General features: G+C 58.6%; 13 protein-coding genes. 11 read left to right on the forward strand and 2 right to left on the reverse strand.

Going from position 1 to position 14,409, the window contains the following annotated elements; all coding sequences use genetic code 11:
* Positions 1-222 precede the first annotated feature (222 nt).
* From KB890_RS24550 to KB890_RS24595, 10 genes are all read left to right on the forward strand, one after another.
* Positions 223-489, forward strand: coding sequence for a PAAR domain-containing protein (locus tag KB890_RS24550; RefSeq protein ID WP_004180396.1), 267 nt, complete (start codon positions 223-225; stop codon positions 487-489).
* 3 nt (positions 490-492) lie between these two features.
* Complete coding sequence (locus KB890_RS24555; RefSeq protein ID WP_004180395.1) at positions 493-1,650, forward strand: hypothetical protein; 1,158 nt, start codon at positions 493-495, stop codon at positions 1,648-1,650.
* Positions 1,634-5,044, forward strand: a complete 3,411-nt coding sequence (locus tag KB890_RS24560; RefSeq protein WP_020323959.1) for an ImcF-related family protein — start codon at positions 1,634-1,636, stop codon at positions 5,042-5,044. Before KB890_RS24555 ends, KB890_RS24560 begins: the two co-directional genes overlap by 17 nt.
* A 133-nt stretch (positions 5,045-5,177) precedes the next feature.
* Positions 5,178-6,941 (forward strand): type VI secretion system baseplate subunit TssF, encoded by a 1,764-nt coding sequence (gene tssF, locus KB890_RS24565; RefSeq protein WP_020323961.1) that lies wholly within the window; start codon positions 5,178-5,180, stop codon positions 6,939-6,941.
* 29 nt (positions 6,942-6,970) lie between these two features.
* Positions 6,971-7,987 carry a type VI secretion system baseplate subunit TssG gene (gene tssG / locus KB890_RS24570; RefSeq protein WP_020806092.1) on the forward strand — a complete coding sequence of 339 codons (1,017 nt, stop codon included), beginning with the start codon at positions 6,971-6,973 and terminating at the stop codon, positions 7,985-7,987.
* Positions 7,968-8,504: a type VI secretion system lipoprotein TssJ gene (gene tssJ / locus KB890_RS24575; protein ID WP_020806091.1), complete on the forward strand. Its 537-nt coding sequence runs from the start codon at positions 7,968-7,970 to the stop codon at positions 8,502-8,504. Before tssG ends, tssJ begins: the two co-directional genes overlap by 20 nt.
* 2 nt (positions 8,505-8,506) lie before the next feature.
* Entirely contained in the window at positions 8,507-8,950 is a 444-nt protein-coding gene (tssE, locus tag KB890_RS24580; RefSeq protein WP_004175538.1) for a type VI secretion system baseplate subunit TssE, read from the forward strand.
* Positions 8,951-8,969: 19 nt separating this feature from the next.
* Positions 8,970-10,385: a VasL domain-containing protein gene (locus KB890_RS24585; protein ID WP_004152260.1), complete on the forward strand. Its 1,416-nt coding sequence runs from the start codon at positions 8,970-8,972 to the stop codon at positions 10,383-10,385.
* Positions 10,386-10,516: 131 nt separating this feature from the next.
* On the forward strand, positions 10,517-11,431 hold the full coding sequence (locus tag KB890_RS24590) for a sugar ABC transporter substrate-binding protein (protein WP_002910453.1): 915 nt from the start codon (positions 10,517-10,519) through the stop codon (positions 11,429-11,431).
* An 83-nt stretch (positions 11,432-11,514) separates the two neighbouring features.
* Entirely contained in the window at positions 11,515-11,844 is a 330-nt protein-coding gene (locus tag KB890_RS24595) for a DUF1869 domain-containing protein (RefSeq protein WP_020323957.1), read from the forward strand.
* An 80-nt stretch (positions 11,845-11,924) separates the two neighbouring features.
* Here the strand turns inward: KB890_RS24595 and ychF are convergent, their stop codons facing one another.
* Together ychF and pth are read right to left on the reverse strand one after the other, a co-directional pair.
* On the reverse strand, positions 11,925-13,016 hold the full coding sequence (gene ychF / locus KB890_RS24600; RefSeq protein WP_002910443.1) for a redox-regulated ATPase YchF: 1,092 nt from the start codon (positions 13,014-13,016) through the stop codon (positions 11,925-11,927).
* Positions 13,017-13,133: 117 nt separating this feature from the next.
* Positions 13,134-13,718, reverse strand: coding sequence for an aminoacyl-tRNA hydrolase (gene pth, locus KB890_RS24605; RefSeq protein WP_004180389.1), 585 nt, complete (start codon positions 13,716-13,718; stop codon positions 13,134-13,136).
* 272 nt (positions 13,719-13,990) lie between these two features.
* On the opposite strand from pth, the gene ychH reads away from it, so the two are divergent.
* Positions 13,991-14,266, forward strand: coding sequence for a stress-induced protein YchH (ychH, locus tag KB890_RS24610; protein ID WP_002910437.1), 276 nt, complete (start codon positions 13,991-13,993; stop codon positions 14,264-14,266).
* The last annotated feature ends 143 nt before the right edge of the window (positions 14,267-14,409 follow it).

Here is a 14,409-nt window from a genome sequence, read left to right on the forward strand (position 1 = left end):
TTAATGTAGGGGATATCACCTGGGGGAAGAAGTATGTATTAAGTAAAGAGAGGCGTGCAGATATTCCAGATATTATTTTATGTTTATTGTTCTTCCTTTGATAGGAGTGGCCGTTTTTTGTCTGTTATTAAATGTTATTGCCTCACTCATTAGGTTGAAATAGATGCGATTGAGTATTCTAATTAATAATTACTGTATCGCTGATATATAAAAGGAAATTCAATGTCCAAAGGTTTTGTATTACTCGGCCATAAAACCACGCACGGCGGTGCTGTTATTTCCGCATCCTCCACCATGATTGTAAATGGAAAGCCCGTAGCGCTGGTGGGGGATAAAGTCAGCTGCCCGATTCCGGGACATGGCACTAATGCCATTATTGAGGGAGCGCCGGAATGGTCTTCCGATGGTAAAGCCATCGTGGTCGATGGCTGCAAATGTCAGTGCGGTTGCCAGGTGATTTCCGGCGCGCCGGAATGCGCGATAGGATAAAAAATGGGCTGGGTACGAACAAAAGCATTGACCATGGAGCAGCCATCGGCTCCTTCACTGACCCGATGGCTGTTTGCCGGTGTACTGATGGCGATTATCGGTGTCCTGCTCTTTATCCTCCATGCCTCCGGCACCGTAAAAATTATCTCAGTGATAAATATCTGGTGGGTATCCCTGATGCCTGCAGGATGCTGGTTGCTGATTTTTTGCCTGCGTTGCTACCTGTGGGACAGGGATCTGAAAGCGCATCAGTTCTTGCTGAAAGAGGCGGAATACGGACAGCAGAGGTGGGAAGACTGGGCCGGGCGCTGGCTGGCCGTTCTGAGCAGTGCAGTGCTGTTGCCGGATCATATTTCTGCGGCGCATTGGGGGAGTGAGCGGCCTCAGCAATACGGACTTGCCCGCAGGATTAATTACCTTCCGGCAGAAGAGCCCGTGCAGTTGAGTGCGATGCATGCGCTGCTGACCAGTATAGAAGAGCGCGTGCAGTGCCTGCCGGAAGAGCTACCGCTGTATGTCACCCTGATCACGGATAATCCCTCGCCTGAGCTGACCAGCAGTTTCAGTAATCTCTGGAAAGAACACATTCCTGGCCGCGCCGTGCCTGATGATATTACCGTTACCGGCTCATTCTCACTGTCGGAAGTGGAGGAGCGCCTGAAGCAGCCTGTACTGACGGTCAATTTACTCCTGGTCATCCAGCTCAACGGTGGTACAGCATACTCCGACGGGCTGGCCGTGCTGCTGCTGACCAGCGATGATGTGGCGCAAAAATACCATCTGCCGCACTCATCACGGCTGTTACGTCCTATGCCCTTAGATATGACGAACTTTGAAGACGATATCACCCTGTTTCTGGAAACCCAGACTGTCGCCTGCCATACGCCCTCCGTTATCGGGGACGCAAAAAAATGGACGGAAAGAAGCGCCGCGCTTATCACGCAGGGCGGCAAAATGCATACCCCATGGAAAGCTGAAGATATCGCGCTGCTGGAAAAATGGTGCGGTATTCCGGGACCCGCAGCGCCCTGGCTCCTGACCGCGCTGGCAGCCGATCTGGTCAGCCTCCGTAAACAGCCCCTGCTGGCGTTATTTTCCAGCGAACAGGAACATTTTATCAGTACCATCACCCCAGGGAGTGAAGATGAATATACCGGGTAATGGCCTGGGCCGGTTTGGCCTGGCCGGGCTTACGTTGGCCGGGATGGCTGCAATATGGTGGGGGATCACCCGCTATGGCGGCATGCTGAATATCAATACGCGGGGCGAGCAGGTACTGGTGTTTGTCCTGGTCTGTCTGGCGTTGGTATTTGTTTTTTACCTTCCTGCAATGTCCCGCCGTGTGAAGGAGAGTTTATATCGCCGGCAGTCGCAGCAGGCCAGCGTCTTACCCGGCGAAGAAGGGCGCGTGGCGCTGACACCTCCCCATCCTATTACGGTGGGGGAAATTCGCCAGACTCTACGCTATCAGTATGGACGCGCCTGGTCCCGCAAAGTCCGTATTCTGCTGATAATTGGCTCAGTCAGAGACGTAGAACAACTGACCCCAAAGCTCACGCAGGAACTCTGGCAGGAAGATCAAGGTACATTATTGCTGTGGGGTGGAGACCCTGGGGCAGCGGTAGATAACGCCTGGTTCACAGCGCTGCGTAAACTGCGTTATCGCCCGGCTGATGGTATGGTGTGGATAACATCGGGCTTTGACGGCGTTTTGACAACGATGAACAGAACGAAGCCCAGGCTCACGCCAGATGAAATGGACAGTGTGTCTCACTCTCTAAAGCTACGCTTCGAAGCTCTTGGCTGGAAACTACCCCTATACGTCTGGTCGCTGTATGAGGGGGGCAACGAAAAAAATGGACGTATCACTCAGCCTGTAGGCTGCCTGTTACCTGCAGGTTGTACGCCGCAAATAGTTGCCGAACAGTTCACTGCCCTGGCGTCGTTACTGATAGAGCAGGGCATCCAGCAGATATGCGGGCAACCACAGCACAATTTTTTACTCGCGCTGGCCGACCAGTTGACCCGTAAACCGGAAACGGTGGTGGAACCGTTATCGATACTGCTTAATCCATACCGACCATTGCCGCTGGCCGGGGTGGTATTTAGTGAGGCGTCAGTAGAGGCTGGTCGCAGTGTCCGTCATCACTGGGGACGGGATAACCGCTGGGAAACGATACCAGACTCAGTGCTGTGGTTGCCAGCCGGTCTACGTCCGCGCAAACAGGGAGTCAACTGGATGCGTGGGATGAGCGTGGCCGCCGCCGCCCTGATGTTACTCTGGGCCGCCTCAATGACAGTCTCTTTTATCGCCAACCGCCACCTGGTGGCGATCGCACAGGAGCAGGTGCGGCTGGCCTCAGCGGAGAAACAGCCGCTGGCCGTACGCCTGCATGCGCTCTCCGCGTTACAGAAAACGCTTTCTCAATTGGAATACCGCTCGCAGCACTGCGCGCCGTGGTACCTCCGCGCTGGCCTCAGTCAGAACGATGACCTGCTGGCGGCGCTGTTTCCGCGCTACGGGGAGATGGCGCAGCCGCTGCTGCGCGATGCGGCGGCGCATCATCTGGAAGAGCAGCTCACCGCCTTCGTGCAGCTGCCGCCGGACAGCCCACTGCGTGAGAAGATGACGAAGACCGCTTACGGACAACTGAAACAATATCTGATGTTGACCCGCCCGGAAAAAATGGACGCCGCGTGGTTCGCCACCACGCTAATGCAGGACTGGTCGCAGCGCTCAGGCATCGCCGACGCCGTCTGGCAGGGCAGCGGCCCTTCGCTGCTGGCATTTTATGCCGCCAGTCTGGTGTCGCATCCGCAGTGGCGTCTGCCTGTCGATGATGGTCTGGTCAGCCAGGTGCGCACACGGTTAATTCGACAGATGGGCCAGCGCAACAGTGAGTCCACGCTTTACCAGAAGATGCTCGCGCAGGTGGCGAATCAGTATGCCGATATGCGCCTGGCGGATATGACTGCCGACACCGATGCTTCGCGTCTGTTCAGCACTGATGAGGTGGTGCCGGGCATGTTTACCCGTCAGGCCTGGGAGCAGGCCGTGCAGCCGGCCATTGAGAAAGTGGTCGCGGAACGCCGCGATGAAATGGACTGGGTGCTGAGCGATACGAAGCAGACTGCCGCGCAGTCGACGTCGCCGGAAGCTCTGCGAGCCAGGCTGGCGGAGCGTTATTTCGCTGATTTCAGCGGCGCCTGGCTGGATTTCCTCAACAGTCTGCGCTGGCAGCGCGCGGCGACCCTCTCCGATGCTATCGACCAGCTGACCCTGATGGCCGATGTGCGCCAGTCGCCGCTGGTGGCGCTGATGAACACCCTGAGCGTGCAGGGGCGAACCGGCCAGACCGGGGAAGCCATCGCCGATTCGCTGGTCAAATCGGCCAGGCAGCTGTTCAACCGTGATAACTCGCCCGTCATCGATCAACGGTCCGGCGCGCGCGGTCCTCTGGATGCCACCTTCGGGCCCGTACTGGCGCTGCTGGACAATCGCGACGGCGGGACACCCACCAGCCGTCTTAGCCTGCAGACCTTCCTGACCCGCGTCACCCAGGTGCGTCTGCGCCTGCAGCAGGTCACCAACGCCACCGATCCGCAGGCGATGACCCGGTTGCTTGCGCAGACGGTATTCCAGGGCAAGGCCGTGGATTTAACCGAAACGCGCGACTACGGCAGCCTGGTGGCGGCGGGGCTGGGCCAGGAGTGGAGTGGATTTGGGCAGACGCTGTTTGTTCGCCCGATGGAACAGGCCTGGCAGCAGGTGCTGACCCCGGCGGCGGAAAGTCTCAACGCCCAGTGGCGCAGCGCGGTGGTGGAGGACTGGAATAGCGCTTTTGGCGGTCGCTACCCCTTTAAAAATACCAGCAGTGAAGTCTCTCTGCCGCTGCTGGCAAAATACCTCAACAGCGAGACCGGGCGCATCGCCCGCTTTCTGCAGACCCGGCTGAACGGCGTGCTGCATAAAGAGGGGAGCCGCTGGATGGCGGACAGTATCAATGCTCAGGGGCTGACGTTTAACCCGGCCTTTCTGCAGGCGATGAATACCCTGAGCCATCTCTCCGACGTCGCGTTCGCCAACGGCGAAGCGGGATTGCATTTTGCGCTTCGCCCCGGCACGGCGGACGGCGTGATGCAGACGGAGCTGGTCATCGACAGTCAGAAACTTGTCTATATGAACCAGATGCCGGTCTGGCGGCGGTTCAGCTGGCCCGCTGACACCGAAGCGCCGGGCGCCAGTCTGAGCTGGGTCAGTACCCGGGCGGGCACCCGCCAGTATGGCGATTTCCCGGGCGCCTGGGGGTGGATCCGTCTGCTGGATAAGGCGGTGGTCAGCGCTTATCCCGGAACGAGCAGCAGCTGGAGCCTGAGCTGGAAAGCGCCGGATGGTCTGTTGCTGAACTACACGCTGCGTACCGAGGCGGGGGAAGGACCGCTGGCGCTGCTGGCGCTGCGAAACTTTACGCTACCGGAGACGATATTCAGCGTGCGCGCGTCTGCTGAACGTGTTCCGCTGACCGACGATATACCCGGCGAAGAGGGATACTGAACCTTCTCCCTCACTGATTGGCGTTAACCTGCAACGCCAGGCCTCCTTCGCTCATGGCCGCCCGACGGCCAACTAATCTGACCGCGCAGCCATGCTGCGTGTCTCCCTGTAGACGAATAATGGAATATTCATAATGGACGATTTAACCCTGCGATATTTTGATGCTGAAATGCGCTACCTGCGCGAGGCGGCAAAAGCGTTCGCGCAGGCTCACCCCGATCGGGCGGCGATGCTGGATCTCGATAAAGCCGGTACGCCGGACCCTTACGTTGAGCGCCTGTTTGAAGGCTTTGCCTTTTCCGTAGGTCGCTTGCGCGAAAAAATTGATGATGATCTGCCGGAGCTGACCGAGGGGCTGGTCAGCATGCTGTGGCCGCACTATTTGCGCACTATTCCATCGCTATCGATCGTGGCGCTGACCCCAACGCTGCCGGCGATGAAGATGGCGGAAACGGTGCCCGCCGGGTTTGAGATTAGCTCCCGCCCACTGGGGCCGAAAAATACCGTGTGCCGGTACCGAACCACCCGCGATCTGACGCTTAACCCGCTGGCGATAGAGGAGGCGGTGATGACGGCGGAGCCGGACGGACGTTCGGCCCTGCGACTACGATTCGCCTGTAGCGAGCTGGCTGACTGGTCGCAGACCGATCTCCGCCGCCTGGCGCTGTACCTGGGGGAAGACGCCGTTACTGGCAGCGCCCTCCATCTGTGGCTGACCCGACGCCAGGCCGCCCTGTACCTGCGTCTGCCGGGTCAGACAGAGCGGGTAAGCCTCGACGGCTATTTTTCCCCGGGGGGATTCAGCGAGGAGGATCGTTTATGGCCGAAGGGGGAGAGTGCTTTCAGCGGCTATCAGCTGCTGCTCGAGTATTTCACCTTTCGCGAAAAATTTATGTTCGTGCAGCTAAATGGCCTGGAAAACATCACCCTGCCGGCGGGGATATCGCATTTCACGCTTGAGGTGGTGTTCAGCGAGGTCTGGCAAAGTGATTTACCCGTCAGCGCAAGCAGCCTGCGCCTGCACTGTGTGCCGGTGATTAACCTGTTTACCCTTGAGGCCGATCCGTTGACCATCAGCGGGCTGGAGAGCGAATACCTCCTGCGTCCGAAGCGCCTGCAGGACGGGCATACCGAAATCTATTCTGTCGACAGCGTGACCGGCTCCGGGCGCACCGGGGAGGCGCGCTATGTGCCTTTCACCCGCTTTCGTCACCAGGGCGGGATGATGCGTCGCCATGCTCCTGAGCGCTACTACCACACCCGCGTAAAACGGGGCGTAACCGGCATGCACGATACCTGGCTTATCCTCGGCGGACAGCAATGGGAGGCTGACCGGGAGCTGGCGCGGGAAACGGTCTCCTTGCGCATCACCGGCACTAACGGCCAGCTGCCGCGCCGGGCGCTACAGAGCACGCTGCTGGATCGCTGTGAGTCGATATCAGCCACGCCGCTTACCGTCCGCAATCTCTGTAGGCCCACGCTGCCGGCCTATCCCCCGGCGGAAGACCGCTACCACTGGCGGGTCATGAGGCATCTGGGCACCCGTTTTCTCAACATGATGAGCAGCGCCGAGGTGCTGCGCGGCACGCTGTCGCTCTACAACTGGCGGGAGGATGAGCTCAATAATCGCCGTCTGGACGCCATTCTGGCGGTCAGCCATCACCGAATTCAGCGTTTCGAGCAGGGCTTCCTGCTGCGCGGGCTGGATATCGAAGTGACGCTCGACGGTAGCGGATTTACCGGTGCGGGCGATGTCCACCTGTTTGGCGACATGCTCAACCGCTTTTTCGCACTGTATGCCGATATGAATCAGTTCAACCAGCTGACGCTCATTGTTCAACCTGAAGGGAAATGTATCCGGTGGAAAGAGAATCACAGTCTGCGCCTGCCCGGCTGATGGCGCAGCTCCGGCCTCAGTTGCCGTACATGAATTTTTACCGCTTCTGCCAGTTGCTGGAGAAGAACCATCCGAAGGCGCCGATCATCGGCAGCGGCTGGCTAGTAGGTGATGAACCCATACGCTTTCGCCCGCATCCGGGGATGGGCTTTCCGGCTGGCGAAATCCGTGGAATGGACGATCCTGAACCGCCCCCTCCGCCGGCGGTTCGCGTGACTTTTATGGGACTCTACGGCGTGGAATCCCCGCTGCCGACCCACTATAGCGATGACATTGCGCAACGGCGGGAAGGCGTCGAGGCCACCGAGGATTTCCTCGATATCTTTAACCATCGGCTGATCGCCCAGTATTACCGTATCTGGCGCAAATATTCCTACCCGGCAACCTTTCGGGCGGGCGGCACGGACAACATCTCGCAGTATTTGCTGGGCCTGGCGGGGCTGGGCATACCGGGATGTGCCGCCGTTGCCGCAGCGCCGCTGTCGCGATTTCTGGCGCTGCTGCCGGTGATGATGCTGCCGGGGAGATCCGGGGAAGGCATGGAGGCGCTGGTGGCGCTCCTGGCCCCGGGGACCCGGGCGACGGTGTACCACCACGATCCCTGCCGGATCCCCTTGTCGCAGCCGTTAACGATGAGCGTCCGTCAGCCGGTTAGCCTGCAACATAGGCCAGTGATGGGAATCCACGCCACGGATGTGAACGGTCAGGTATTGCTGCAGCTGGCCACGGAAAAGCCTGATGAGGTTCGCGGCTGGCTGCCCGGCGGCGAACTGTTCAGCGACCTGATGGCGCTTCTGCACGTCTGGCTCGGATCTCATCTTGACGTGCGGCTGCAGCTTTGCGTCGCCCGCCATTTACTGCCGGATGCGCAACTTTGCTGCCAGCAGGAGCATGCCGTCCAGCTCGGCCGTACCGCTGTGCTGCGTCCGCTGGATGCGCAGAAGCAGGCTGACGACAGAGTCACGATTTATCTGGGGCGCTATCAGCGCGTCCGGGAAAATATCCACCGCAGGGAGAGCGATGAAGATGGCGATTACCGCAGTTAAACCCTCCGCCAGGTTGCTGGCATTCCTCATGGTTACCGTCTTAACCGGCTGCGGCCTGACGCAGACCGTGAAAGACGGCGCCGTTTCCGTGACCCAGTCCATTTTTTATCCCCAGGTGAAAACCCTGCATCTGGATCTTCGCGCCCGGGAAGGCGTGAATAACAACGCCAAAGGCGCCTCCCTGGCGACGGTGGTGCGTATTTATCAGCTGAAGGACCGGCAAGCGTTCGACAATACTGACTACCCGTCGCTGTTTGCCGGCGATGGCCAGGCGCTGCAGACGGACCGGGTGGCGGAAAAAGATGTTCGCCTGCGTCCGGGCGAATCGGTGACCGTCGATATGCCCATGGAAACCAGCGCGCAGTTTGTGGCGGTGGCGGCCATGTTTATCGATCCAGACCTGACGCAAAACAGCTGGCGGCTGGTACTCACCCGGGACGAACTTGATCCGGCGAGGCCGCGCATTATCGAAGCCAGCCAAAATCAACTGACGCTGCACCCGTTTAAGGAGAAGTGAAAATGCCTCGTCCCTCCCTGTATGACATCCTGTACGGCAATTTCGCCGGCGGGCTTGACCTGAATACCGTCAGCGAAACGGATCAGGTCATCCTGTCGGTGCTCGATAACATGCAGCGCATCCTCAACTGTCGGGCCGGAACGCTGGCGCATTTGCCGGACTACGGCCTGCCGGATATGACCGCTGTCCTCCAGGGGATGCCAGCGTCGGCGCATCAGCTGATGAGCACGTTGTCGGCGGTGTTGCTGAAATACGAACCGCGCCTGCAGCGGATCGCGGTGGTGATGCTCGATCAGCATGCGCCCGGCGAACTGCGCTATGCCATTGATGCGGAGCTGAAGGATATTGGCCTGGTGCGTTACGGCACGGAGTTTATGCCCGAGGGCAGGGTGTTGATCCGCCACCTCAAACGTCAGCAGTACCTTGACGCCCGCTCCGCCCTCTAATCTCTCGCTGAAAGACATCATGATGACAACACACCACGACCGTCACTATAAAGCCGGTGGCGACCCGCGCACGCTGGCTGATTTTATGGCCCTGCGTGCGGAAATGAACAAGCTCAGCCACCCGGCGCGGCCGGATATTAACTGGCCGTATGCCGAGCAGCTTGCCCGCGGGCTGTTGGAGCATCACGGCGCGGACCTGCAGACTGTCGCCTGGTATACCCTGGCCCGCGCCCGGCTGGGCGGGGTGGCAGGGATCAATGAGGGGCTGACGCTGATGGAGTCGCTGCTGGTTCGTCAGGGGAAAAACCTGTGGCCACAGGCGCTCCCGGCCCGGACAGAGATCTTCCGCACCCTGAGCAAGCGGCTGCGGCAGGTGATCCGTACCCTGAATCTTACCCCAGAGGATGTTGATTCGCTTGAGCAGGCTGAACGTTCGCTGCAAAGCTTCGACGCAGTGCTCCAGCGCCTTGAGATCGCTCCTGAAAACCAGCTGAGCGACCTGCGGGCGCTACTGCACAGCACGGCAACTCGCTTCGAGAGCCTCGACCCTGCGCCAGCGCTTCCCACCGCGCCGCCGGTGGCGGTGTCTGACGCGGAACTTCCCGGCACTCTGGTCAGCGAAGAGGATGCGGCGAAGGCTGAGCCAGTGCCAGACCTAAAACGTAGACCAAAGGCTGAGCCGCTGGCTCCGCCTTCACCTGCAAAGCGGCCCGCGCCGGTGGCGGCGTCTACTCCGGCAGCCGCGCCGCGCTGGAAGCCGTTTATCGCCGGAATGGTTACCATGCTGGCGGTAACGGGTATCGCCGTCGGCGGATGGCTGGCGCTGCGTCAGTCCGACTTGCCGCCCATTTCGGTCACCCAAAATGCCGGACCGATACCGGGCCTGCCGGCGACAACGCCCCCGGGGCCGGTTGATCTGCCACAGACGCAGCGCCAGCTTGGCGAGCTTGCCCGCCTGGCGCCGGACTGGGCGGTCAGCTACGGCGACCAGCTGGTCCACCAGGCCCTTATCCGCTGGCCGGATCAGGCGCAACCGCTGGCGCAGCAGTGGCGGCAGCAGCTGAGTGCTGGCGCATTGCCCGCGGAAAATCTTACCGGCTGGTCGGAGGGCATGCAGCAGCTGCAGCGGCTCGCCGACCAGCTCAATGCCCTCGACGAGCAGAAGGGGAAGTACCTGACGGTGAGCGAACTGAAAACCGCAGTATTTGCCATCACACAGTCGTTTAACCGCGCTGTTCCGCTGGAGGAGCAGCTGCGCCAGCTGGCCGCGCTTCCCGTTGATCAACCCTGGCCAGCCGCGCGGGGAAGCCTCGCGGAGCTGCATCTGCAACAGCTGATAGTGGAGTATGCCCTGCTGAAGCGAAAACAGCCGGCGTCGCCGACCGCTGCGCTCCCCGCAACCGGTGAGCCCTCGGTGAGTGAGGCGGTGAAATAAAGTGTGCGCATGGCAACATTTTCTTTACATCAATATTGCAAGAACCGAACGCCCTTCGTAGTCTGAAAATGATTTAAATATACCGTTTGTAGTTGTATTGAAAATTTTATTTCGATCTCTGAGGGCATACTATGAAGCACTGTAAAATCATCCTGTTAGTAGGCCTTCTGGCCAGTTCCGCTTCGGCATTAGCGGAGAAGATCGGCGTCTCAATGGCCTACTTCGATCAAAACTTTCTCACTATTATCCGCCAGTCCATTGAGAAAGAAGCTCAAGCCCGCCACGTCGACGTACAGTTTGAAGACGCCCGCGGCGACACCGGACGCCAGGCCGATCAGGTGCAGAGCTTCATTGCCTCCGGCGTGGACGCGATCATCGTCGACCCGGTGGACTCCGCCAGCACCCCGCAGCTGACGAAGATGGCGCAGCAGGCCAAAATGCCGCTGGTGTATGTGAACCGGACGCCGGGGGATAAAACGTTACCGCCCGGCGTGGTGTTTGTCGGTTCGGACGAGCGGGAGTCTGGCACATTGCAGATGGAGGCGCTGGCGAAGCTGGCGAACTACAAAGGCAACGTCGCCATCATGATCGGCAATCTCACCGACGCCGGCGCGCTGCAGCGCACCAAAGATGTGGAGCAGGTGGTGGCCAAGTATCCGGCAATGAAAGTGGTGCAGAAACAGCCGGCCAACTATTCCCGCAGCGAGGGAATGGATCTGATGCAGAACTGGACGGGCAACGGAGAAGCGATTGATATTGTGGCGGCGAACAACGATGAGATGGCGATTGGCGCGGCGATGGCGCTGGAGAAAAGCCAGAAGAAGCTGCTGATCGGCGGGATCGACGCCACCCCGGACGGGCTGAAAGCCCTGGCCAGCGATAAGATTCAGGTGACGGTTTTCCAGGACGCCGTCGGTCAGGGCAAAACGGCCTTAGCGGTAGCGCTGAAGCTGATTAAAGGAGAAAAGGTCGAGTCTCATGTCTGGATCCCGTTTGAGTTAGTGACCAAAGAAAACATGCAGACCTATGTGGAAAAGAGTCATTAACGGCAAGGCGCAGGCGCGCGAACCTGGCTGATAAAACCGGGCTGATAATGTGACGCCCGGGCAACTAAATCGGAGGAAAAGGCATGGCAACGGCAAGAAGCGGCTATACGCTGCAGGTGATAAAGGCAGGGCAGCAGGGGCATGTTGAAATGAGATGGGGTCATCTCGCAGACGTTGATACGCGCGCGGCGGCGGCGGCTATCATGCAGCATATCGGGCGTTCTTCGTCCTCGCGGGGCCAGCAGGAGATCAGCCTGTCGCTGACCAATGCCGCCAGCGGCATCTCGGTGGAGCTTCATCACCCGGCCTCTGGGGAAAGCACCACCCCGGCTTTTATTGAGGCTGAGTTAAAGAAAATTGTGCAGATCGTTGATGGCTACGAGGCGGCAGAAGATACCCATATTGTGGAGTAGCGTGTCGCCTGGGTAAAAAAAATCCACGCCGCTGCGTGGATTTTTTTGCGCGGTGGCGGCGAAAACGCCAGTTAGCGGGATCAGACGTTGAACAGGAAGTTCATCACATCGCCATCTTTCACGATGTAGTCTTTACCTTCAGCACGCATTTTACCGGCTTCTTTCGCGCCCTGTTCGCCTTTGTAGGCAATGAAGTCTTCATAAGCGATGGTCTGCGCGCGGATAAAGCCTTTTTCGAAGTCGGTGTGGATCTTACCGGCTGCCTGCGGCGCGGTCGCTCCCACCGGGATGGTCCATGCGCGAACTTCTTTCACGCCCGCGGTGAAGTAGGTCTGCAGGTTCAGCAGAGCGTAACCGGCGCGGATCACGCGGTTCAGGCCCGGCTCTTCGAGGCCCAGCTCAGCCATGAACTCGTCACGCTCTTCATCGTCCAGCTCGGCGATGTCCGCTTCAACGGCGGCGCACACCGGCACCACCACAGACCCTTCCTGCTCGGCGATGGCGCGAACCTGATCGAGGTACGGGTTGTTCTCGAAACCGTCTTCATTGACGTTCGCGATGTACATGGTCGGCTTCAGGGTCAGGAAGCTCAGATAGCGGATGGCCTCTTTCTCTTCTTTGGTCAGATCCAGCGCGCGCAGCATACCGGCGTTTTCCAGCTGCGGCAGGCATTTTTCCAGCGCGGCCAGCTCAACCTTCGCGTCTTTATCGCCGCCTTTGGCTTTTTTGGAGACGCGGTGAATCGCGCGTTCGCAGGTATCAAGGTCAGACAGCGCCAGTTCGGTGTTGATAACGTCGATATCTTCCGCCGGGTTCACTTTCCCCGCGACGTGAATAATATTATCGTTTTCAAAACAGCGAACCACATGGCCGATGGCTTCGGTTTCACGGATGTTGGTCAGAAACTGGTTGCCAAGACCTTCACCTTTGGACGCGCCTTTCACCAGGCCCGCGATATCCACGAACTCCATGGTGGTCGGCAGGATGCGCTGCGGTTTGACGATTTCAGCCAGCTTGTCCAGACGCGGATCGGGCATCGGTACGACACCGGTGTTCGGCTCAATGGTACAGAAGGGGAAGTTGGCCGCTTCAATACCCGCTTTGGTGAGCGCATTGAACAGGGTGGATTTGCCGACGTTGGGCAAACCGACGATACCGCATTTGAATCCCATGATTTAAATCACCTTAATCTTTGGATAATCAATCTGTTACAAGGAACAGATTGCAGAAAATTGAATAGCTTTGCCTATTATACACGGTGCGCGGCAAAAATGCCGCACGACAACGGCTTATTGCGCCTTAAAGGCGTGCAAACGGTTGGTCGCTTTGGTCAGCCCGTCCTTTAACCAGATTTCGGTACAGCGCGCCGCTTCGTCGACAGCGTCATCGATCAGTTTCTGCTCGCTGGCCGGTGGTTTGCCAAGCACAAAGCCGACAACCTTGTTTTTGTCGCCCGGATGGCCGATTCCGACGCGTAAACGGTGAAAGTTCGGGTTATTGCCGAGCTTACTGATGATATCCTTCAGGCCATTGTGGCCGCCATGGCCACCGCCAAGCTTAAATTTCGCCACGCCCGGCGGTAAATCCAGTTCGTCATGGGCGACCAGAATTTCATCCGGGTTGATGCGATAAAAGGTCGCCATCGCGGCCACGGCTTTACCGCTGAGGTTCATAAAGGTAGTGGGGACCAGCAGGCGGACGTCCTCGCCCGCCAGGTTGATGCGCGAGGTGTAGCCGAAGAATTTGCTCTCTTCGCGCAGCGGCGCACGATGGCGATCCGCCAGTAAATCCACATACCAGGCGCCAGCGTTGTGCCGGGTGGCGGCATATTCCGCACCGGGGTTGGCCAGGCCGACAATCAGTTTAATGGTCACGTTTTCTATCCTGCATGGGGCATTCTCTGCCGCGTAGTGTACTGTCTGCGGGCGCGCTTGACAAAATTCTGGCTATTAGACAATACCCGCATTGATGATTTACTCACTAAATCATTAGAATTTGATATGGTTCATAGACTTATTTGTAAATTTTTGTCTATTCGCTGTTCACTAATGTGATCGTGGACGCACTCCGCAGAAGAGACCTTGTCTATACTACACCTATAAGATTTGGGGACATTCCCTGGCAACCCAAAGTCCGGAGGTGACACATGAAACGCAAAAACGCTTCGTTACTCGGTAACGTACTCATGGGGTTAGGGTTGGTGGTGATGGTTGTGGGGGTAGGTTACTCCATTCTGAACCAGCTTCCGCAGCTTAACCTGCCACAATTCTTTGCGCATGGCGCAATCCTAAGCATCTTCGTTGGCGCAGTGCTCTGGCTGGCCGGTGCCCGTATTGGCGGCCACGAGCAGGTCAGCGACCGCTACTGGTGGGTGCGCCACTACGATAAACGCTGCCGTCGTAACCAGCATCGTCACAGCTAACCGTAGCATGATTTCGCGCATCGGCCGCTGAAGGCCGATGCGCTTTTCTGTGTCTCACTTTATCTCTTCCTCTTTTTCCCGCCATATTACGCCCCCATTCCGTCCTGGCCTTCGTGCTGCTATGGTTGCCAGCAAAAATGAAT

The sequence above is a fragment of the Klebsiella sp. P1954 genome, assembly GCF_018199955.1.
GTDB classification, from domain to species: Bacteria; Pseudomonadota; Gammaproteobacteria; order Enterobacterales; family Enterobacteriaceae; genus Klebsiella; species Klebsiella pneumoniae.